At 53.5% G+C, this 20,426-nt stretch carries 17 protein-coding genes and 1 pseudogene; 7 read left to right on the forward strand and 11 right to left on the reverse strand.

The window, feature by feature from the left end; translation table 11 throughout:
• Positions 1-475: 475 nt before the first annotated feature.
• A complete protein-coding gene (locus KRAC_RS41920; RefSeq protein WP_007917881.1) occupies positions 476-3,421 on the forward strand; it encodes a PAS domain-containing sensor histidine kinase in 2,946 nt (981 codons plus the stop codon).
• Between the two features lie 620 nt (positions 3,422-4,041).
• On the opposite strand, the gene KRAC_RS41925 is transcribed toward KRAC_RS41920, so the two are convergent.
• Positions 4,042-4,377 (reverse strand): response regulator, encoded by a 336-nt coding sequence (locus tag KRAC_RS41925; protein ID WP_157507804.1) that lies wholly within the window; start codon positions 4,375-4,377, stop codon positions 4,042-4,044.
• Between the two features lie 779 nt (positions 4,378-5,156).
• Here KRAC_RS41925 and KRAC_RS63600 point away from each other — a divergent pair.
• Positions 5,157-5,620, forward strand: a pseudogene (locus KRAC_RS63600) (IS6 family transposase); the annotation flags it as partial.
• An 885-nt stretch (positions 5,621-6,505) separates the two neighbouring features.
• Here KRAC_RS63600 and KRAC_RS41940 read toward each other — a convergent pair.
• A complete protein-coding gene (locus tag KRAC_RS41940) occupies positions 6,506-6,964 on the reverse strand; it encodes a MarR family winged helix-turn-helix transcriptional regulator (RefSeq protein ID WP_007917887.1) in 459 nt (152 codons plus the stop codon).
• Between the two features lie 373 nt (positions 6,965-7,337).
• On the opposite strand from KRAC_RS41940, the gene KRAC_RS41945 reads away from it, so the two are divergent.
• Positions 7,338-8,822, forward strand: coding sequence for a catalase (locus KRAC_RS41945; RefSeq protein ID WP_007917888.1), 1,485 nt, complete (start codon positions 7,338-7,340; stop codon positions 8,820-8,822).
• Positions 8,823-9,049: 227 nt separating this feature from the next.
• The gene (locus KRAC_RS41950; protein WP_244422493.1) at positions 9,050-9,682 is read left to right on the forward strand and encodes an MIP/aquaporin family protein; all 633 of its coding nucleotides are present in this window, start codon (positions 9,050-9,052) and stop codon (positions 9,680-9,682) included.
• Between the two features lie 55 nt (positions 9,683-9,737).
• On the opposite strand, the gene KRAC_RS41955 is transcribed toward KRAC_RS41950, so the two are convergent.
• Together KRAC_RS41955 and KRAC_RS41960 are read right to left on the reverse strand one after the other, a co-directional pair.
• On the reverse strand, positions 9,738-10,454 hold the full coding sequence (locus tag KRAC_RS41955) for an IS6 family transposase (RefSeq protein WP_007917873.1): 717 nt from the start codon (positions 10,452-10,454) through the stop codon (positions 9,738-9,740).
• A complete protein-coding gene (locus KRAC_RS41960) occupies positions 10,451-12,577 on the reverse strand; it encodes a 3'-5' exonuclease (protein ID WP_007917890.1) in 2,127 nt (708 codons plus the stop codon). Before KRAC_RS41960 ends, KRAC_RS41955 begins: the two co-directional genes overlap by 4 nt.
• 336 nt (positions 12,578-12,913) lie before the next feature.
• Between KRAC_RS41960 and KRAC_RS67485 the strand changes: the two genes are divergently transcribed.
• Positions 12,914-13,609 (forward strand): hypothetical protein, encoded by a 696-nt coding sequence (locus KRAC_RS67485; RefSeq protein ID WP_007917891.1) that lies wholly within the window; start codon positions 12,914-12,916, stop codon positions 13,607-13,609.
• On the opposite strand, the gene KRAC_RS41970 is transcribed toward KRAC_RS67485, so the two are convergent.
• Positions 13,539-13,982: a hypothetical protein gene (locus KRAC_RS41970; protein ID WP_007917892.1), complete on the reverse strand. Its 444-nt coding sequence runs from the start codon at positions 13,980-13,982 to the stop codon at positions 13,539-13,541. The genes KRAC_RS67485 and KRAC_RS41970 overlap by 71 nt on opposite strands.
• An 86-nt stretch (positions 13,983-14,068) precedes the next feature.
• Here KRAC_RS41970 and KRAC_RS41975 point away from each other — a divergent pair, with 86 nt between their 5' ends.
• A complete protein-coding gene (locus KRAC_RS41975; protein ID WP_007917741.1) occupies positions 14,069-14,323 on the forward strand; it encodes a hypothetical protein in 255 nt (84 codons plus the stop codon).
• A 185-nt stretch (positions 14,324-14,508) separates the two neighbouring features.
• Here the strand turns inward: KRAC_RS41975 and KRAC_RS41980 are convergent, their stop codons facing one another.
• Both KRAC_RS41980 and KRAC_RS41985 read right to left on the reverse strand, forming a co-directional pair.
• Positions 14,509-15,327 carry an IS6 family transposase gene (locus KRAC_RS41980; RefSeq protein ID WP_007917893.1) on the reverse strand — a complete coding sequence of 273 codons (819 nt, stop codon included), beginning with the start codon at positions 15,325-15,327 and terminating at the stop codon, positions 14,509-14,511.
• 591 nt (positions 15,328-15,918) lie between these two features.
• Positions 15,919-16,377, reverse strand: a complete 459-nt coding sequence (locus tag KRAC_RS41985; protein ID WP_007917899.1) for a pyridoxamine 5'-phosphate oxidase family protein — start codon at positions 16,375-16,377, stop codon at positions 15,919-15,921.
• Between the two features lie 607 nt (positions 16,378-16,984).
• Between KRAC_RS41985 and KRAC_RS41990 the strand changes: the two genes are divergently transcribed.
• Positions 16,985-17,245, forward strand: a complete 261-nt coding sequence (locus KRAC_RS41990; protein ID WP_007917900.1) for a 4Fe-4S dicluster domain-containing protein — start codon at positions 16,985-16,987, stop codon at positions 17,243-17,245.
• A gap of 104 nt (positions 17,246-17,349) precedes the next feature.
• On the opposite strand, the gene KRAC_RS41995 is transcribed toward KRAC_RS41990, so the two are convergent.
• The 4 genes from KRAC_RS41995 to KRAC_RS42005 all read right to left on the reverse strand — a co-directional run bounded on the left by KRAC_RS41995 (position 17,350) and on the right by KRAC_RS42005 (position 20,340).
• The gene (locus tag KRAC_RS41995; protein WP_007917901.1) at positions 17,350-17,691 is read right to left on the reverse strand and encodes a hypothetical protein; all 342 of its coding nucleotides are present in this window, start codon (positions 17,689-17,691) and stop codon (positions 17,350-17,352) included.
• A 332-nt stretch (positions 17,692-18,023) separates the two neighbouring features.
• Positions 18,024-18,188: a hypothetical protein gene (locus KRAC_RS72515; protein ID WP_157507808.1), complete on the reverse strand. Its 165-nt coding sequence runs from the start codon at positions 18,186-18,188 to the stop codon at positions 18,024-18,026.
• A 112-nt stretch (positions 18,189-18,300) separates the two neighbouring features.
• On the reverse strand, positions 18,301-18,438 hold the full coding sequence (locus KRAC_RS72520) for a hypothetical protein (RefSeq protein ID WP_157507809.1): 138 nt from the start codon (positions 18,436-18,438) through the stop codon (positions 18,301-18,303).
• Between the two features lie 324 nt (positions 18,439-18,762).
• Complete coding sequence (locus KRAC_RS42005) at positions 18,763-20,340, reverse strand: integrase catalytic domain-containing protein (RefSeq protein WP_157507811.1); 1,578 nt, start codon at positions 20,338-20,340, stop codon at positions 18,763-18,765.
• Positions 20,341-20,426 lie beyond the last annotated feature (86 nt).

Below are 20,426 nucleotides of genomic sequence, written 5' to 3' on the forward strand. Positions count from 1 at the left end.
CTACAATTCGCGCTGATTATTTCACGTTCGCCTCAAAATTGTTGCGGATTTCGCCTTATTTACTACTGTAAAACCGCTCCAGATGCGGATGGTTGTGTGCAGAAGTTGTAAATGCAACTCGAACGACCACAGAGCAAGAGGACAAGGCGCATTTCCCAAGGTTCTCTGCCGGGTGGTGCGACTGCGACGCATGATGTCTTCGGGCGGTCCGCGTGACGCTCGGTGGAAAAATGGTATGGGTCATAGAGAGATGTTGAGTCTATTTTTACAAGTTCCCCTGAGGTCTAAACGTCTCATTGACGTGCATAAGCCAATAGTCCTATGTATAGGGCGAGCGATTTCACCGATATCTCATTGTACAGCTTGCTTGTTTCTTGAAGATAGCACATCATTTCACTAGACTTCTTGAGGTGAGAGCAGGTACGCATCTTCGCCACCAGGGATGGGAACACGTGAAAGGGAGATTGACCGCACTATGTCGAATCCAAAGCCGACCAAGCGTCTCACGCCTGCGTCGAGTGAGACGCTCCTCACGCTTCTTGAGACGCTTCCTGGGGCCTTGTTTGTCGTCGATGACGCCGCGACGATTGTGTATGCCAATGCGAGCGCGCAGAGTATCCTAGGCGCCACACGCGAGGAAGTATGTGCCCAGCCATTGTGGCGCTGCGCTCCGCAGCTGGTGAGCACCTCGCTCTACCAGGCCGTCCAGAAGACCAAACGGACCCGAGCACCAAGCGAAGTGGAGTATTTTTCTCCCGTGACCCAGACCTGGCTGCACGTGCAGCTCTCTTCCACGGTTGGGGGACTTCTTCTGCAGTTCCACGAGATGGGGGCACCAGCCCCACGCCAGGAGACGGTTCCCCAAAGCGAGCATCTCTACCTCAATGGCCTGGATGGCTTGTATAGCGGGATCGTCGTTCTGACCCCCGAAGGGATCGTCTTGGGGATCAATGAGGTTCCCTTAGCGGATGCGCAGATCCGACGCGAGGAGGTCATTGGCCAACCGCTCGCCCAAACCCGGTGGTGGTCCTGTTCTCCTCCTAGTCAAGAGCAGCTACGCGCCGCCATCGCGCGAGCCAGCATGGGTGAAACGGTGTGTTTCGAGACGGTAGTTCACCCCAGGGAAGGCATGGACCGTCACCTGGAAGTCACGATCACCCCCCACATGGATGTGGAGCACCACATCGAGTACCTCGTCCTCGCTGGCATCGACATCACCGCGCGCAAGCGCGCCGAAGCGGAAATCCATGCCCTCATCGATGCCATCCCCCAGCTGGTCTGGACCGGGCAACCGGACGGCTATCGTGACTCGTATAATCAACGCTGGCGCGACTATACCGGGCTGAGTACCGAAGAGGCCCAGGGGGAGGGATGGGTGCAGTGTCTCCATCCTGAGGACCGGCAACGCGTCCTCTCCATGTGGCAGCGCGCCGTCCAGACCGGCGGAGTGTATGAAACGGAACTGCGCCTGCGCCAGGGCACGACCGGAGCGTATCGCTGGTTCTTAGCCCGCGCCATGCCGGTACGTGATGAAGGCGGCCAGATCATCAAATGGTTTGGCACCAGCACCGACATTGAGAAGCAGAAACGGGCGGAGCAGCAGCTCAAAGAAAGCGAGGAGAATTTGCGCGTGCTGGCCGAAACGGTGCCGCAGTTAGTGTGGACCACTCGACCAGATGGCCGTTTTGACTACTGTAATCAGCGCTATTGTGAGTATACCCATGCCGCTTTTGAGCACCTCCAAGGCTATGGATGGCGTCAGTTCATGCATCCTGAGGATGCTGAACGGGTTGTGGTTCTTCGGCAGCAGACACTCCAAACAGGTGAACCCTATGAGATAGAATATCGTCTCAGAAATAGCCAAACGGGGACGTATCGCTGGTTCTTAGCTCGTGCCATGCCGGTGCGCGATGACACCGGTCAGATCATCAAATGGTTTGGCACCTGCACTGACATCGATGAGCAGAAACAGGCTGAACAGAAAATCAAAGAAAGCGAGGAGAACTGGCGCGTGCTGGCCGAAACGGTGCCACAGTTGGTGTGGACGACGCGCTCAGACGGGCAGCACGAGTATGTGAACCAGCGCTGGTGTGACTACACCGGGGTCACGGTTGAACACATGCAAAGCGACCGATGGGCTCCTCTCCCGTTCATCCATCCCGATGACCGGGAAGGCACCCGAACGCTCTGGCAGCATGCCCTGGAGACGGGAGCAATGTATGAGCACGAAGAGCGTCTCAGAAATAGCCAGACTGGGGAGTATCGCTGGTTCTTAACACGCGGGGCGCCGGTACGTGATGACACAGGTCAGATCGTCAAGTGGTTTGGCACGGTCACCGACATCGACGAGCAGAAACGGATGGAGGAAGCCTTACGCCAGAGTCAGGAACGCGCGAGCGTCCTGATGAACTCCAGCATTATCGGGATCTTTGTCGCCGAAGATGAACGGGTGGTAGACGCGAACGACGCGTTTTTGCGCATGACAGGCTATACACTCGAAGACCTGCGTGAAAGGCGTATGAGCTGGAGGCACATGACGCCTCCAGAATATATGGCCCGGACCCTGCAGGCCCATCAGGAATTTGCGCTGCATCAGTCAATAATACCCTATGAGAAAGAGTACGTGTGTAAAGATGGCAGTCGCCTTCCTGTGCTTGTAGGTGCCGTCGTCTTACAGCATCACCCGTTCCAAGCAATCGCTTTTGTGCTGGATAATTCGGCCCGCAAGGAACTGGAACAACGCAAAGATGACTTTATCAGCATGGCCAGCCATGAGCTCAGGAACCCGCTCGCCGCAGTAAAGATGCAGACCCAACTGGTGCAAAAACGACTGGAAAGGCAATCCCATCACGAGGCTGCCACCGCGCTTTCCAGGGTAGAGGGGTCCGTCAAGCAACTGGAACGCCTGATCGGAGAGTTGCTGGATGTCTCTAAGATCCAGGCGGGCAGGCTGGAGTATCAGCAGGAGATGGTCGATCTTGATGCGTTGCTCCATGAGGTGGCAGACACGATGCAGCAGATACATACGACGCATACCATTGTGGTGCGTGGCACGGCACCCTGCTCCCTGGTCGGAGACAAAGATCGGCTCGGACAGGTCTTCACCAACCTGATCAGCAATGCTATCAAGTATTCTCCTGGCGCAGAGACGGTCGAGATGGATCTCTCCACCTCCGCTGAGACGGTCACGATCCGTGTACGCGACCATGGCCTGGGCATCCCGCGAGAGCAGCGCGACAAGATTTTTGACCGGTTCTATCGGGTCACTGATCCCAAGCAGAGAGCGATCCCCGGCCTGGGCATGGGGCTCTACATTGTGGCCGAAATCGTCAAAAGCCATGGGGGAACCATCACAGTGGAGAGCCAGGTCGGAACAGGATCGACCTTTACAGTCACCCTCCCCAAAAGGAGGGATGCCTGATCGTGGAAAGCACGCTACGCACGTTATAAGTAAACGCCCTGAAAAGTAAGCAGCTTTTGCCTTGTCCTCTTGCTCTGTGGTCGTTCGAGATGCATTTACAACTTCTGCACACAACCATCCGCATCTGGAGCGGTTTTACAGCTCGTCAATGGTTGAACTGCTCACTTTTCGGGGCAAGTGCTAACCCTTGAGGTCAAAAGGTGCTCACTTTTCGGGGCATTTACCACAAGCGGCGGCAAATGAGTTGGTAATTGACCTGAAGGTTCGACGGAATGGACCCCAAGGATCGAATTTCGCCCTCAAGGTTCGGTCAGCCACAAATTTGTATGGTTAGAGCCGCTCCAGGAGTTAGAGTTTCGATGCACAGAATGGAAGCATGTGGTACCTCTTTTGCAATGAAAAATAGCCTTTCATCGGAAAAGAAACCAAGGTTCGGAAATCGTGTCGAACCTTCAGCGCATTTTTTTGACCTGAGGGTTCGACGCAGAGGCTCTCGGCCCAGCATTTTCGTTCGATCCTTGAGGTCATTTCCTCTGAAAGTCATCTATTCTGATGACTTTCATCCGGGGTGGTGCGCTTTTGGCGCATGGCTCTTACCATGAGTGTCTCAATCGCACTCACTACTCTGCTTCGAGCACTTGCGTTACCAGGGAAACGAACTGATAGAGGTCAAAGGGCTTCTCCACAAGAAGGACGTCCGTTCGTTCCCTGGCTTGCTTGGGAAGGCTGGCACTCATGAGGATAGCAGGGACACGTTCCAAGCCTTTCGTAGCTCGTAGTGCGTCCAGACACGCTACCCCGTCCATATGGGGTAACAGATAGTCCAGGATGACAAGCTGGGGAGTGAGAGTGCGAACGATCTCAAGTGCAGTAGAAGCGTCCTGGATGAGCTTCACTTGATAAGGGGTCTCATCCAGAAGAACCGCTACAAGCATCTCGCCAATATCAAGGGTCATCCTCGACAATGAGCACCGTCTTGAGAGGCAGTGATAGCTCTTCCATTCAAATAGCTTCCAATTTCGGTCTCGGGCTAAATACTCAACGAGTGTCACGGACCAAACAACCAATCAGTTTCACATGCGCTCGCTTGCTTACCTGCTCACTGGTCACTTGTGCTCACTGGCTCAAATCTCATACAGTGTTTGAGATTACCCATTGTTATCGCTGAGATTACCCATTGTTGTGCTCATTGATCCACTTTGAGCGGCTCACCTGACGCTTATAACTGCTCATGATCGTATGCTCATTGTGAGTATGCGTGGGGTGTTCCTCCCCTATAGCCAGGGTGCAGTCCAGGCTACTCACTCACCCTATCCCCTTCCCCTTGTCTTTGGAACGTTGTGACTGGTCGCTCTGTCTCTCCGTCATATCCTCTATGCTATGGTTGTACAGCCTACCTACGTTTCCTGAATCCCATCACCCTGTGCAGCCGTAGCATACAGTCATTGACCAGGACGAGGACGATTGACACTGATTCACCTGACCCCTAGCCTGGGCTTTACCCTCTCCACTACCCCTAGCTCACCCGGTTAATCGGTTGCTTGCTCGTTACTGACCAGGATAGAGGGAGAGCCACCCCGCCCCATAGGCCGCCCCGCGTTAATCGGTGGTCATCATCCCGCTCTACATGTCATGATAATCAGGCATACATCTACGATCGTTCCAGGACGGGTTGTGTTGCAAAAACAGAGCTTCATTTGATAGGGTGGAGCTAAAAGATGGGATGATGATGATTATGGCGACGCAAACCCCATTTAAATGGCGCCACTTTGAAGCCGAGATTATTTTGCTCTGTGTTCGTTGGTATCTCCGTTATTCGCTCAGCTATCGCGACCTGGAGGCGCATCATGCAGGAGTGCGGTCTGCGCGTCGACCATATCACGATCTATCGATGGGTCCAACACTATGCGTCCGAGTTGGAGAAACGGTGTCGACCTCATTTGAAGACAACAACGGACTCCTGGCGCGTGGATGAGACGTATGGAAAAGTCAAAGGCGTCTGGGTCTCCCTGTATCGAGCGGTAGATTCTCAGGGGAATACGCTTGAGTTCTTGCTCAGTCCCACCCGCGACGCTGAAGCCGCCAAACGCTTTTTTCCACAATATGCTTGACTCTTCTCACATGGTCTCCCCTCGTGTGATCACCGTGGACAAGAACGCTGCGTATCCCAAAGCTTTCCACGAGATGAAAGCAACTGGTGCTGTTCCAACGGTAGTGTTGCAAAAAATTTTGAGCGGAGAAAATGGAGCCAGTAATTACAGCACAAGAATCATTATTCTAGAGAAAGGGCGCACGTTTTGCATCTTTTACTAGTGAGGTATGTTTGTGTGTGCTTCAATTTGCAGAGCTTTAATTTTTTTGCAACACTACCCTGTACAATAGGGACAGTTCATTGGCCGTACTCCTTCTTCCATTCTCTTGACGGGATGAGCATAACAAAGATGTGGCTTTTCAGCAAGATCAGGTTTGAGTTCTGACAGAACCTCTTCTTCCATTGACAGCTTGTAAATTGGGTCCCTCAGCACACTTGGCTGAAAATCGACCAAAAGAGTCCATTCGGGTGTTTCTCGCGTATTACTTTTTAGGGGGCCATCCCGAACGTTGGTTCTTCCGCACTTTCCGTGCTCAACAATACGGAGAGCCAGGTATCATACGGCCTCACCAGAGGTAGGAAGGCTTCTTCGATGGCTTTGATCATCTTTTCAATGCAAACAGACCTCATCGCTCTCTGGGTGTGCTTTTTGCCAGGATGTTGAAATTGTTGAGCACGGAAAGTGCGGAAGAACCAAAATATTTTACACTTCCTCTTCACGTCCATCTCGCCTTCGTCATAGTTTTTGCAACACAACCTCCTGTCATACAAGCTGCTTGACTCGTCTCGCATTCTCCATCGCCTTTTCTCTTCCGGACCTCTTCTCTTCACCATCTCATTGACATTCACTTGTGTCTATTTATCCATCCAATTTCCTCATCTGTTCCCCTTCTCCATGTTCCGAGACTTCTCGTGAACCGCTTTTCGCTCGTTTGTTTTCAACTCGTTGCGTATCCCGTGGGCCGAATGTGTCCAAGAGCCCAGTAATCAAGTCACATGACATCACCTGTTGCTGAAAGTGCCGCTGTCAGTTGATGAAGGTGTTCACGCAAATTCGTAAATGCTTCAGATTCTAAGGCCGTACGACAGATGAACTCCCTAGCAATCGGAGGAGCCTGATTTTTGAGTGAGAGACCAGCCTCAGTGAGATGAACTTCTACCGATCGCTCATCCACATGGCTACGTATTCGTTCCACCAATCCTGCGATCTCAAGGCGCTTGAGCAAGGGAGTGAGTGTGCCTGAATCTAAATAGAGCATCTGCCCAAGATCTTTCATTGTACTTGTCCCATGTTCCCAGAGGACAAGCATGACCAGGTATTGAGGATATGTCAATCCCAGCGATGTTAAAAGTTCACGGTACGCATTTGTCATGGCCCGTGTTGCTGCATAAAGAGCAAAGCATAGTTGGCGGTCAAGCTTGAGAATATCATCTTGTGACATCTGTCTCATAGAAAATCCTTCCGACGAAAATTTGCAATGCAATAGAAATATAGGTGCATAAAAATCCACCTACTCCTCTGCTTAGTAGCAGCAAAGGGTTAAATTACATCTTACTAACACATATCATAGCGCATGGACATGTTTTTGTCAATTTAATTGTGTGCAATTAAATTGAAATAAATATAATTTTGAAAAATTTAATTTTGATCAATAGTATTGACAAAAATTTAATTGTGTGACATCATTATATCCAGATGCGGTTATGCATCGGCTAATGCATGTCAACAACAGAGAAATTGTGAAGTGAGTTGTGTGTATCCGACACGAACTTTGCTGAAATCACTTTCACATTTGGTATGAACACGAACTCCTGGAGGAATCAATGAGCGATCAAGTCAACAAGAAACCACCAGTCACAACGAATGATGCGGGCATTCCTACCGCGAACGATGAGCATTCGCTTTCTGTAGGCCCCAATGGGCCCCTACTGCTGCAAGACCACTACCTGGTTCAGAAGTTGGCGCAGTTCAACCGCGAGCGTGTTCCTGAGCGTGTAGTGCATGCTAGAGGTACAGGTGCCTTTGGCTATTTTGAGGTAACTGCTGATGTGTCCCAGTGGTCCAAAGCCGCCTTCCTCAATGGCGTCGGTAAGCGCACTCCTCTCGTTGTTCGTTTCTCGACAGTTGCCGGTGAGCTGGGTTCTGCTGACACGGTGCGCGATCCACGTGGCTTTGCCATCAAGTTCTACACTGAAGAGGGTAACTACGATCTGGTCGGGAACAATACTCCGATCTTCTTCATCCGCGATACCATTAAGTTCCCGGATTTCATCCATTCGCAGAAGCGTGTACCTCGCACGGGTCTCCCGAGCCACACTGCTCAGTGGGATTTCTGGACTTTATACCCTGAGTCTGCTCACCAGGTGACCTACCTGATGACCGATCGTGGGACTCCCCGCACCTTACGCCACATGAATGGTTATGGTAGCCACACCTACATGTGGATCAATGCCAAAGGCGAGAAGTTCTGGGTGAAATACCACTTCATCAGTGATCAGGGCGTGGAGAACTTCACCAATGCAGAGGCAGGTGCGATAAGCGGTCAGGATCCTAACTTCCATCGCCGCGATCTGATTGAGGCGATCGATCGAAAGGAATATCCATCCTGGCAGTTGAAGATGCAGATCATGCCCTATGAGGATGCCGCCACCTATCGCTTCAATCCCTTCGATCTGACCAAGGTCTGGCCGCACAGCGACTATCCGTTGATCACGATTGGTCGCATGGTCCTTGACCGCAACCCGGCGAACATGTTCAATGATATTGAGCAACTTGCTTTATCTCCGGCCAACATGGTCCCTGGTATTGCTGCCAGCCCGGATAAGATGTTGCAGGGTCGCATCTTCAGCTATCCGGATGCTCACCGCTATCGCATCGGCACCAACTACAATCAGTTGCCAGTCAACCAGCCACAGAGCGAAGTGAATAACTACAATAAAGACGGCGCGATGAGTTACCGTCACAATGGGGACCAGCCTCACTATTCTCCGAACACTTTCAATGGTCCCCAGGCCGATACTCAGCGCTATGGCGAGCCTGAGGGCGTAGTGATCAGTGGTGAGGTTGCGCGTACCGCGTACACGCTGCATCCTGAGGATAACGACTTTATCCAGCCAGGCAACCTCTACCGTAACGTGCTGAGCGAGACGGAGAAAGAGCATCTGGTCACCAATATTGTCGCCCACATGAGCCAGGGTGTTGACCGTGCCCTGCAGGAACGTGTGATCAACACCTACTGGTCGCAGGTTGATCCCGACCTGGGCCGCCGCGTAGCCAAAGGTCTCGGCCTTGAGGTGAGCGTCAGATAATCGCGTCAAGAGTGGTTAGGGAGCGGTTGAGATAACGCATACAAAGCTGGTGTCCGTACGCTACGGGATGCCAGCTGCGGTAACGTAATTGGGTAATTTTTCGGAAAATACGAGGTAATTTTTCGGAAAATACGACGATGCGATCGCTTATAACAGCAGATTCATCGCTTTATGGAAGATAGCATACAGGATGAAAATAAATGAGCAGCGATATTATAAGAGGTAAAATGATCCGCGAGGATCAAGCGGCTTCCACGACACAAGAGACAAGCGTCGATTATGTACGACCCGTTATCGCGGAACTCATCGGAACGTTTTGCTTCATTTTCAGCGGCGCGGGATCGATTGTTGCGAATCAAATGACGCATGGAGCGCTGGGTACGTTAGGCATTGCGCTCGCGCACGGCCTGGGACTCGCGATCATGATCTGCATTTTCGGCGCGACTTCGGGAGCACATTTCAATCCTGCTGTTACTATCGGCCTGGCAGTAACAAACCGTATCAAACCTGCCCTAGCCTTGCTATATATTATCGCTCAACTGGTTGGCGCGACGCTCTCCGGCCTGGCACTGCGCGTCATTTTCCCACAATCAGTCTGGGAAGCGGCGAAACTCGGTACGCCAATGCTTGGAACCGGCGTTTCTTTCGGCCTGGGCGTCTTCGTTGAGGCGCTGCTGACCTTCTTCCTAGTCCTGGCGGTCTTTGGAACTGCTGTTGACGAGCGCGCGCCCAAAATTGGCGGCTTTGGCATCGGCCTTACGTTGCTGGTCAGCATCCTTGTGGGCGGATCAATTAGCGGCGCGTCTCTGAATCCCGCGCGGTATTGTCAACTTAACCAGAAAAATGAAGAATATTGCTGAGTTATAGCGAAGAAGGATGCTGATGGGTCATGGAAGATGTGGGGGATACCTATGGTTATGCGACTCGCTTTGCTCCAGTCAGTTCATTCCAAGTCTGAAATCGGTCCTGTAAAAGAGCGCGGTATTTTCCGGCCCTCAGACGGTGTCGTCGCGGTTGAAAATGTCCAGCGATGGGGCCAAAGGCAGAGAGGAAGCGTTGAGCCTGTTTCGTTGATTTGAACCGCCGCATCTTCTTTTCACGCAGGCGCGTCGGTTGGTGAGAATTTTCCGCCCGGTTGTTGAGCCCTTTGTGCTGCCGGTGCTCTACGCCAGGCAGGATCTCGCGTTTGGCCACGCCATAGCTCCTCAGCTTATCGGTAATGATTACACGAGGAACGTATTGCAACCCTTTGAGCAGTTTGCGGAAAAAGCGTTTCGCCGCGTGTGTGTTCCGCCGGCTCTGCACCAGGATATCCAGCACGTTGCCGTCCTGATCGACGGCTCGCCACAGATACGACCTTTTCCCATTGATGGTGAGAAAGACCTCATCCAGGTGCCACTTGTCCCCACACCGAGGGCGACGGCGGCGGAGTTCGTTCGCGTACGTCTGCCCAAACTTCAAGCACCACTGGCGCACGGTTTCGTAGGTGACGACGATGCCGCGCTGTGCCAGAAGCTCTTCAACGTCGCGAAAACTCAAGGAAAAACGAAAATAGAGCCAGACAGCATGGCTGATGATTTCAGACGGAAAGCGGTAGCCTCTGTAATCGGGGGCAGTGGTGGTTGTTTTCATGAAGCCATGTTAGCACATTGTTCAGCTACGTTCCAAGTTGACAATATCTCTTTCTGCCTTGCACGACCGACGAGATACGTCTGCGCGTCTTTCGAGAGCCGAAGACGGGTGGCGACATCGGAGGCAGGAAGTGAGCGTATCCGCAGCGCCCGGAGCGTTTCCTGATAGTGTTGCTCCACTCCAACCAGGTCACCCTGCATCACACAGCGCAATGCCTGACGCAAAAACCGCTCCCCATAAGGTTCCGATCGGCTCGACCGCATGGCCGCCCCTCGCACGATGGTCTCTCCCGAATACGTCAAGAGCGCATAATTCTTGATCGCGTGAGAGAGCATCGCGGCATAGCGAGCTTCGTATTCCAACTTCACCCCGTCGGGCAACGTCGCGCCCACCTCGTTCACTAGTGCACGTTCTTGTTCTTCACTCCACTCACGCGGGACCGCAAAGTATACCCCATCGGTATCCGCTTCAATTGGCACCATTCCTCGCTCTCGTAGGGACGCAAGAAGACTATCGAGCAGTGCCCTGCCGCGCCTGGTCACCTCGTTTGCCGCCTCCAGATCCGCAAAGAGTGCCATCGAGGTCGCTCCCAAATACCCATACGCCGCGTTAATCACGGTCTTCATGGCCGCCTGTGTGCCATCGTGCTGATTCGCCTCTGTCGAGCCAGGAGAAGCTTCCCGTGCTGCTCTTTTATGGAAGAGGCGCAACTCCGTCAACCGATCCATGAAATGCAAAAAAACGCCCAGGCGATCGCTCTTGGGTCCAATCCGAAAAGCCCGAATTAGCGAGGGATAGAGCGAGGCAACATCGGCTTTCACGATATGCTCTGCGACTCCCTCTGCTAACAGGTAAGAGGCACCACCTTGATGCTGCCCATAACGCTCTTCCTGGCCGGTCGTATAGGGTGGAAGCGCCGCACCTGCTCGTACGTATGCCCGAACCATCATCGGCTCAAGGATTCCCATAGCTGGACCGGCTGAAGCTACTCGCTCATAGCGACGAGGGGCCATCCCGGCGAGGGCAAAGGCAGCTCCCATCAGGCGAAGCGAAATCTCGTCAACCTCACACACGTCGTCGAGTGCATATTTGCGTACCAGATCTGGGTCACGCTGATATGTCTCATAGATCTTGCTCCCTTCCAGGTACACACGTTCTGGAGCGGCCATGCCGAAATGGCGAGCAACTTCTTTTAAGCGATAGGATGGCAAGGAGCGCGCAACAAAATCATATCGGCGAACCGCATCTAAAGTGTCGATCAGTTCTCGTCCCGCGACACTGAAGTGCTTGCGTTTCCTGCGATGAGCTCCCGCTTCCTCAAACGATTCCAGCTGCAATGGGGCACCAGATCGTCCAAGCAACAAGGGCACATGGAGCGCATTAGCGCGGGCCTCAAGAAACGGGAGATCAAAGCCAAACAGATTATGGTTCTCGATGACATCGGGGTCCAAACGACGAATCACTGCACACAGCTCAGTGATGAGAGCTGGTTCTTCTTCAGGAGTAGGCGCTTCCAAAATACATTCGTGCCCATGATTGTCTCGAATTGCGACCAAAAAGATGCGACCTCGCGAGGGATCAAGCGAGGTGGTTTCTACATCAAATTGCAGGCGATGGAGATCATCATAGGCCAGGCCTCGAAAGAAGACACGCCCCGTTTGCATCAGATATTGTTCCACGGGGCCAACGCGGTAATAGTCTTCCCACAAGGAACCAAGCGAGGTTACCTGGCGGCCCAGGCGTCGTGAGGCTCCCGAAAGGAGCATCCGCTCTAACAGGTGCCCATCGCGAGCTGAAAGCAGATACCGATACGAGCCAACGGAACCTTCCAGCACGCGATAGCTGATCGGCGATTGATCCCTGCCCCAGGGAAGTGTCGCCGGAGGTTGCGCGTGCAACGGTGGGAGATCCTCCAACGTTCTGGCAAAGAGCCAGGGGCGAAAGGACGCTTTGCTACAGCTGACCTCTCCCCCTTGCCGTTGCCAGACAAGCGCTTTCCCTGCCCGTGTCGCCCAGACAGAGACAATGCCTGGTGTCGGATCCCAACCGAAGAGCATCTCATCATGTAGCTGGTCAGGGACACTCCCATCGGGATCGGCAGTCACGTGTTCTTCCTTTCTCATCAGAGCAGCGCCTCTGGATACCCCGTTGTTTTCATGCTCGCGTGTTGCATAGTGGTCAGACGCCTTTATGATACTGGCAAAAGCGGTGAAATTTCACCCTGATTGACAGGAAGAGCGAGATCTCCAGGAAAACACGGGAGCACATTCGAGAAGGAAGTCGATGGCTGTTACCGAACATCGAAGATCAGCTACTCCTTCCTAAAGCCCTGCTGAAACGTAAGCCCTTCTGAAACGTCCTTTCTCCCCCTTTGCTCTTGAAATACTTATGGTATACTAGTGAGAAATATACACGTTTCTCGTTCAGAGCTACACATCAAAACACAGGCATTCAAAAATATGCACCTTCTCATCAAACATCACTGGGACACCACACACAAGACTTGGTCGCCCACACAGTTCACCACCCATGTTGCCAGGCATGGCCGCACGCTTTGCCTCAATGGGAAACCGGATGCAGATTCACAAGGGAACATCTCCTCGCGTGGCTGGCGTCTCTCCCTTCATGGCAAGCCGCAACACATCTCCTGCAAGTCCTGTCTCCAACATCTGGAGAAGACAGCCATTGAAACGACGCTTATCGAACAGGCCAGCGAAGAGAAGACGCGCTGCTCTGTGAGGCACCCCTCGCTTCTGCCGCACCTGCTCACGCAGATCACCCATGCTCGCTCGCTCCACCAGGCACACTTATACCTTGCCTGGGCCTGTGCATCAGAGCTCGGGGAAGATGAAATTGCCATCTATCAACAGCACCAGCTCTTCCTTCCCCATCAATGTCTCCGACTCCTGCTGCTCCTCTATACGGCAAGCGAGTCCTCCCACACCCACCTTCACACTCTCGCGCTGCACTCCTGCGACAGAAACAGAACGCAGACAAGCATCTCGATACCTCCACAGGAATACAATCCTCTCCCTGCAGGACACGATCGCGCACACGGCGCCTGGCCTACGCCCCTCGTCACCACTAGAACCCAGGCCTCTCATTCCGCTCCGACAGCCGATATTCGCCCGGGCCTGTCGGAATTACCCACCTGAGTCCATCTTCCTCCTCATCCTCTTCTTCCATACTATACCCCGGATCTTTCAGCCCCACCAAATCAAGAGCTGCATCGAATTCTCCCACCTCCACCCACTCACGAAAGACATGCACCTGCAGCCCCTTGCCCTGCACCTGACCACGCACCTCAATCCGCACGCCCCTCCCATATTGCTCGTGGAACAACAGCGCTGCCAGCACCATCACCTGCACCCGGCTGGGCAACGGAAGCACCACAGACTCGCTCACTCGCATAGGCTCTTCTCCAAAGCGCGATCGCGCTCTCACCACGTTCTTCTCTTCACAGAGACACGCACGCCAGATTTTGGCCTCTGGATCAGGATGCAGAGGCACCATCATCTGCACGCTCATCCTGCCTCCTCCAAGCAAGAATGCTGTATACTCTTAAGAGAAAGACCAGTAGGCCCCTCGTACTCTGTCCTACTAAGGAGATACCTATGGACACTCCCTTCGAGCTGCTGCTCCCCGATGGTCGCCGCATCCGTCTGACACCGGAGCAAGCCCTGGAATTTGTTGCCTGGCTTGCGCCACACATGTCTGACCTCCCAGAGGCCCTCGCCACCTGGCTCGCACAACAACATCCTCCCTCCCGCGACCTCCCACCACTTGAGCCTTATTGCGTCGTCGAACGCTCACCCCTCGACGGCCGTTATTACATCGCCGATGCAGGCCTCGATATCCCGGAATTGTGAATCCAGCACACACCCATTGTCCCCTCTGGAGGAAACGGATCCGCCTGACACACGGCCGCCCAGCAGACGCATATAACACTGTGTACACCACAACAGCTCAAAGAAATACGAAGGGTTCTGTCAGAACTGAGAGCGTAGAGACTCATCAGAGTTCCTGAGAACTTACTACAGCTCGTCTCTCGCTACTAAGCTGCTTGTATCAAAGCTTTCAAGGCAGCAAGTCGTTGAAGGAAAGCTCGTCGCTGCTCTGAGAGTGTGGCTGACTCTCCTACAGCGGAGCGCGGACGAAGATAATTTCGTAATTCATCGAAAGCAGAACAGAAACGGGCAGCTGAGTTGAAGCTTCCAAAACCATGCATGGGATAATACCGTTGCTTGACTCCCCGATGGTCTTGCTCCAGGCGATTATTGAGGTATTTGTTGGTTCGATGTTGCACTTGGTTGCCCAGTGTTTCACGCACTGCTCGTGGATAGGAGGTATGTCTGTCCGTTGTCACTTGTTCCGGAGCATGGCCAACAACGGCAAGAGCGTGCTTAAAGAACCGCTTGGCAGCATCCATATCACGCTTCTCACTCAGTAGCGAATCAACCAGATAGCCATCAGCATCAATGGCTCGGTAAAGGTAGCACCACTTCCCGTGGACCTTGATATACGTTTCGTCCACATACCAGGACCGCCCTGCTTGCCCACGCCGTTTGACTCGTAATTGCTCTGCGATGAGTGGAGCAAAGCGCGCTTCCCATGCTCGAACCGTCTCATAAGAGAACACGAGGCCCCGCTCCAGAAACATTTCAGCCAGATCTCGCAGGCTCAACTTATACCGAAGCCTCCACAGGACTACCAGCAGGACTACATCGGTGGGATATTCCAGAAAATTGAACGGCGTCCCTGTGCGCTCATTGAAAAGACGCTTACAAGCAGAGCAATGGAACATGCGATAATCGAGTGTTGTCTTCTGGGCTTGCTCTTTTGTGGTGGTTGAGTCGCAGTGTGGGCAGTTCATAAATCACTCCATCTCAAATACGTTGGTGCTCTCAGCATACCTCGCAAACGATCGCCAGGGCAAGCCTTTCTCTGAATTCTGACAGAACCGGCTACCGGGATAGGGACTGGGAGTACACTGATAGCGATACATCGTCGTTCCATCGCACCACGTGTCGCCAGGTTTTAAAGGAGGCGCAGGTCGGAGCATGGAGGGCAGATGTGGACGGAATCCTCAGCGGAGAAAGGGAACACGTTTTTTGTGACACGTCCCATGCAAATGACGACTGAGGCGTGAGCGCCAGATGGGAAATGTTCAGATGCGAGGATGGTCAGGCTTGACACTTCTCTGGGACAATGCTGATCCTCTCTGCCGCTTCTGCTGCCACACAGGTCGCGAAAGCCAGCGAGCTGAACACCTCTTCTGGCTCCTGGCTCCCTCCTCAAATACGTGGCAAAAAAACTCCAATCGTCCATGTTTCCTATATGTTCTCATATCTCACATGCGCATAATATCTATTATTTTACATTGTATACACATGTGAGTGAAAACGTAGAGGCCATGCCGCTGCACGTTTCGCATGAACGCTGTTTTGTTTGAAGCGATTGTCTGCTATGGCTGTCCTGCTTCGCTATCCGTCTCGAAGCGCCCGGTCTTCTCCACCAGGTGAATGCGGTAGATCATACTGCCCAATGAGGTGGACTGCGGATTGATCCGGTTCATCCTGTGAACCGAATGCCCACTGGCGATCAGGGTCATTTCGCGCTGCATGATCAGGAGGGCCGCGCGCGCCGCCTCCTCGTCCTCAAGCTCTTCAAATGTTCCCCAGGCGATAACGCTGCGCCAGTGAGAGAGGTTCTGTCTATGGTCCACTTCAAAACAGACTTCGGGATGAGCCTGCAAGAGCTGGATCTGTATGCCTTGGAGCGAGTACCCATACATATGCTCGTCATCGTACACATAGTTGATTAGGACAATGTAGGTTTTGCCCTCAGCATGGTACCCAAAACGCCCAACCATTTCTGTATGCAGCATTTCCTCGATTTGCGTGCGACTCAGTTGCCCAAGCATCTCTTCTTCCCTCCTCTGCTCAAGAGCAACACGCTCTCATCGTCAATAGAGCGTTTTCACCTTTCGTGTGCACTTCCTCTCAAACAGAAGGGGAAAAAGGTTGGGAGAACCTCCTTGAGCAACACACGTTGGCGACAACGCGCTCGCCCTGGAGAATCAAGTCCACCACTCCATCCTGCGCCTCACATCCGGCACGCCGGCGAACCTGCCCATACAGGCTCAATGGAACCAGCACTAGCACTGCATATGTAGCAAGCAACCTAAATCACCAAAAGCGGAACAGAACCGAAGAGTGAGCAATTGGCGCGAAGCATGAGCAGTAACCATTGACCGCCTGGGAAAACCACTCTAGAGGCGACCTCCAGTGCTCGACAATTGTAAATTCGGGGCTCATTGCATCTCTGCCCTAAAATGAGGTAGGGGAATGCTTCTTGTCCCTTCCTTGTGATGGATTCGCCCATGACGTCGTGAACGTTGCCAGCCCGTTCCGTTGGAACGTTCGCTTGTCCCTAGTGCCAACACCACCAACAACTAAACACGTAGCCGTCATGTACCAGGGATCAATAGCCTCTCTCACATGGCGAGCCAAGAGGAGGATATCGTAGCTATGACCTATGTAATTACCCAGCCATGCGTGGGTGTGAAAGATGCTTCCTGTGTCGATGTTTGCCCGGTAGACTGTATCCATCCCACTCAGAGCGAGGCGGGATTCGAGTCCAGCGAGCAACTCTATATCAATCCTGACGAGTGCATTGACTGTGGCGCGTGCGAACCTGTCTGCCCGGTGACGGCTATTTTCGAGGAATCTGCCGTTCCCGAGGAATGGAACCAGTATATTAAGATCAACGCGGATTTTTTCAAAGGCTAATGCTGCTTTCGTTACATCCGCCAGTAACAAAAATAAGCAGGCTTATCGCATGATCCGGTTCTAGAAGCCAGTCCGTTTTGCTACTGCACGTAACGAACGGAGCACTAGCCAGTAAGGGCTAACACTGCCGTTGACAGGCCAGTTTTCCTCATCAGTTGTCTGGCCTGTCTTTTTCCTACTTCAGTCTCTTTCCTGCTCAAGAAGAAACACCGTGAATTTACAATCGCCGAGGCCTGGCTCACAAGCTGATAATGCACCCGTCGCAAATGGGTCCTCTGCTCATATCCCAATCCTCTCCAGAGCTCCGCAAACCATTGCGCCTGGCGACGATTATTCGGACGACCCGCATAAAACGGATCGTTTTGCGCTGCCAGCGCAATGAAATCCGTCACCCTCTTTCCACTCTGCCGCGCCTGCTCCTTCATCTGCTCATACGTCAACCTCATATGCTCCTCCTCACAGAATAAGCATATCACGTCCCCTCCGCACACGTAAAATCTATACGATATCGCATATATTTTAGAGAAGAAACAGGATACCATCATTCCAACAGGTCACGATGAACTGTTGGCAACAGCCAGGCAGTGGGCACAAGCACGCAATGAGCGCCGTTTTCATCCAGCCCAACACTCGCACGCGCGACATACACCCGACCAGGCACAACCGCCACACTCCCTTGCGATCATACAACGGAAAGCCGCACATCAGCCAATCCGTTGTATGATGTTCCCTTTAACGTCCTTCCTGAGCACCAGGAAATAGACACGCTGTCTTCCCCTCACTGCAGACCATGCGCTGGATGTAGCTCAACCTGTTCTTCAACGTGCAGCGTCCCGTGCTCATCCCCTGGGGCAACCACAGCGGTGACAACTCGACGCGAGAGGAGATCCGCGAGGAGATCCGCGAGGAGATCCGCGCGGACCTCACCCGCTCCTGCCACCACTTCAGATCAAGCACCCCTGGTAAAGAGAGACGTTCCTCTTCCAGGAGCAACCCCAACCCAAGCACCGTCACCAGGTCCAGACATGCCTAGGAACACACCTGCACAACACTCTCTATAGAGTAGAGCTTGGTCGCTCCCGTCCCCGCCGTTTCCCGCTCATATTGGCCTCGGTGGGCAAAGAAGTCCCCCGCGCTGTGCAGGTGCGCGTGACGCGCCCACCACCACCATTGGTCGGGAAACGTACGACCACCAGACAATGCCTTCAGGTCCAACAATCGCCCTTGGATTTGCCGCGCCACAGCAGAGGAGGCGCATTGCCTCATGAAAGAATCTTACCAAACCAGAGGAAATGCCTCATGGGAAATCTTACTTTGCGAATATCATATCTTACGCTGAGAAACCTCCTCTCTGCAAGGAGGAGCCGATAGGCTCATCAAGCATCTCTGGGGGGCTTGAGGCTTCTTGGCGGTATGACCAGCGTGCTTCCGCCAGAAGGCGCGGAGAGCGCCCCCCTCCGGTCAAGGGCGGCATCGCCCACGCCTTCTGGCGAGGAGATTCCTCCGATCTCGTCCTCTCATGAGGGAAGACCAGCAAGGACTTCAGCTCGCAGCTCAGGAACTGGGAGGTGTCCATTCACCACTTCCTCCTCCCAGTGGTCTTCGAAGGTGATCAGGAGCCGAGCGCGTAACTTCGCGAGACCCCGCTGTAAGGTACGAACCTGCGTTGGTCGGTAGCGTCCTGGGGAATGCTGTTCCAAGCGGTGAAAGATTTCCACTCCTGTCAGTTCTGGTTGGACGAGCACCCAGGTAGTGATTTGTTCCCATTCCCCCTCGAAGGGGTCCTTGCGCGTCCGCCAATCATGCGGTCGCCCTGTTTTTTGATACGTCTTCTTACGCGCTTGTTTGAGCAGCGAAGGCGGCGTATGAGGAAGCCCATCGGTAGGGACTTTTCCCTCGGTGCATTGCTGCACCGAAAACCGAACGGGAGCAAGAGATGCAGCCTCCTCTGCGGATGAGGTGACCGCATGCCTCCAAAGGGCTTTCTGTAAGTGCTCGAGTTGGGTAAGTAAACGGAGTGGGTCCAGCGCCTCCGTAATCCGAAGCAGGTCCTGCTGCTTGGCCTCCGATAAGATCCCCGAGGCGAGCAGCCGTTGCATGGGCGTTTGGGCCTGATCGTAGGTGCGCCGCACTTTGCTGCCCTCCCGTTCTTTCAATGCCAGCTTCATCGAAGGCTGGAAACAATTGACATAGACACGCAATGCTCGATAGAGTTCGGTCAGTTGCTGAGAGGCAAGTCTGCCCTCAAAGCGATCATAGCCCACGACCTGCCGAACAATCTGCCCGTTCTTCTGTTCGACGTAACACTGATCGTTACTGCGCCTGGGGCGCCCTCTGGTGAAGGTGATGTGTTCTTGTTCACAGAATGTCAGCAATTCCGCATTGATAAACTCGCCCCCATTGTCCGTGTCGATCCCGAGCAGCGGAAAGGGGAGGAGTTGCTGCGCTCGTTTCAGGGCGACGATCACCGCCTCCTGGCCTCGGTTGAGGAGAGGGAGGCATTCGGTCCAGCCGGTGGCAATGTCGGTGAGGGTTAACGTGTAAAGGTATGACCCATCGGCATGGGTGCCACAATGAGCAACCAGGTCAGCTTCCAGAAAGCCGGGTTGGGTTTCATTCCAATCGTTGAAGGGGCGAACTGGGATCTGCTTTTTAAGCAGCGTTCCCGATCTGGTGGTCGAGATCCCATGTCGCTCCTGCTTACGATACGGCTGGAGAATCCGGTCAGCCGTCGCTGGACTCATCGTGAGAAGCTGGCTCCGGCATTTCTCACTCAGGTGGAGATGTCCATGCCGCTCTAGCGATGCAACCAGGGTCGGGAGGAAAGGAATGAGCCGCTTCGCGCAAATGTGGTTGGCTGCGGTCCAGGCCAGATGCAAGGCGTGCTGTACTTCTGGTCCATAGTGGGCTGGACGTGAGCGGGTGATGATCAGTTTCTGCTCCGCAGGGTGGTTGAGAAGCCGAATGGCATACTTGCGGACATAGCCAGTCGCTGCGACAAACTCATCAAGGATGATCTCCTTGAGTGCTGAGGATGCCTCTCGATACCGAGGGGCCATCTGCCATAACAATTCTCGTTTGCTTTGATAACTCAAGTGTGACCTCACTTCTTGACCCTCCGCTCTGTAGGAATACATTGCCTTGGGTTACATTACTCGTGAGGCAATCACCCTGTCAAAGT

It is taken from the genome of Ktedonobacter racemifer DSM 44963, assembly GCF_000178855.1.
Classification (GTDB): Bacteria; Chloroflexota; Ktedonobacteria; order Ktedonobacterales; family Ktedonobacteraceae; genus Ktedonobacter; species Ktedonobacter racemifer.

What these genes read in the sequence shown, in the direction of transcription:
- KRAC_RS41950 (WP_244422493.1), top strand. Translation starts at nt 9,050, where the DNA reads ATGATCCGCGAGGATCAAGCGGCTTCCACGACACAAGAGACAAGCGTC.
- KRAC_RS41990 (WP_007917900.1), top strand. Translation starts at nt 16,985, where the DNA reads ATGACCTATGTAATTACCCAGCCATGCGTGGGTGTGAAAGATGCTTCC.
- KRAC_RS41920 (WP_007917881.1), top strand. Translation starts at nt 476, where the DNA reads ATGTCGAATCCAAAGCCGACCAAGCGTCTCACGCCTGCGTCGAGTGAG.
- KRAC_RS41995 (WP_007917901.1), bottom strand. Translation starts at nt 17,691, where the DNA reads ATGAGGTTGACGTATGAGCAGATGAAGGAGCAGGCGCGGCAGAGTGGA.
- KRAC_RS41925 (WP_157507804.1), bottom strand. Translation starts at nt 4,377, where the DNA reads ATGACCCTTGATATTGGCGAGATGCTTGTAGCGGTTCTTCTGGATGAG.
- KRAC_RS41975 (WP_007917741.1), top strand. Translation starts at nt 14,069, where the DNA reads ATGGACACTCCCTTCGAGCTGCTGCTCCCCGATGGTCGCCGCATCCGT.
- KRAC_RS41945 (WP_007917888.1), top strand. Translation starts at nt 7,338, where the DNA reads ATGAGCGATCAAGTCAACAAGAAACCACCAGTCACAACGAATGATGCG.
- KRAC_RS41955 (WP_007917873.1), bottom strand. Translation starts at nt 10,454, where the DNA reads ATGAAAACAACCACCACTGCCCCCGATTACAGAGGCTACCGCTTTCCG.
- KRAC_RS67485 (WP_007917891.1), top strand. Translation starts at nt 12,914, where the DNA reads ATGCACCTTCTCATCAAACATCACTGGGACACCACACACAAGACTTGG.
- KRAC_RS41980 (WP_007917893.1), bottom strand. Translation starts at nt 15,327, where the DNA reads ATGAACTGCCCACACTGCGACTCAACCACCACAAAAGAGCAAGCCCAG.
- KRAC_RS41960 (WP_007917890.1), bottom strand. Translation starts at nt 12,577, where the DNA reads ATGAGAAAGGAAGAACACGTGACTGCCGATCCCGATGGGAGTGTCCCT.
- KRAC_RS41985 (WP_007917899.1), bottom strand. Translation starts at nt 16,377, where the DNA reads ATGCTTGGGCAACTGAGTCGCACGCAAATCGAGGAAATGCTGCATACA.
- KRAC_RS41940 (WP_007917887.1), bottom strand. Translation starts at nt 6,964, where the DNA reads ATGAGACAGATGTCACAAGATGATATTCTCAAGCTTGACCGCCAACTA.
- KRAC_RS41970 (WP_007917892.1), bottom strand. Translation starts at nt 13,982, where the DNA reads ATGAGCGTGCAGATGATGGTGCCTCTGCATCCTGATCCAGAGGCCAAA.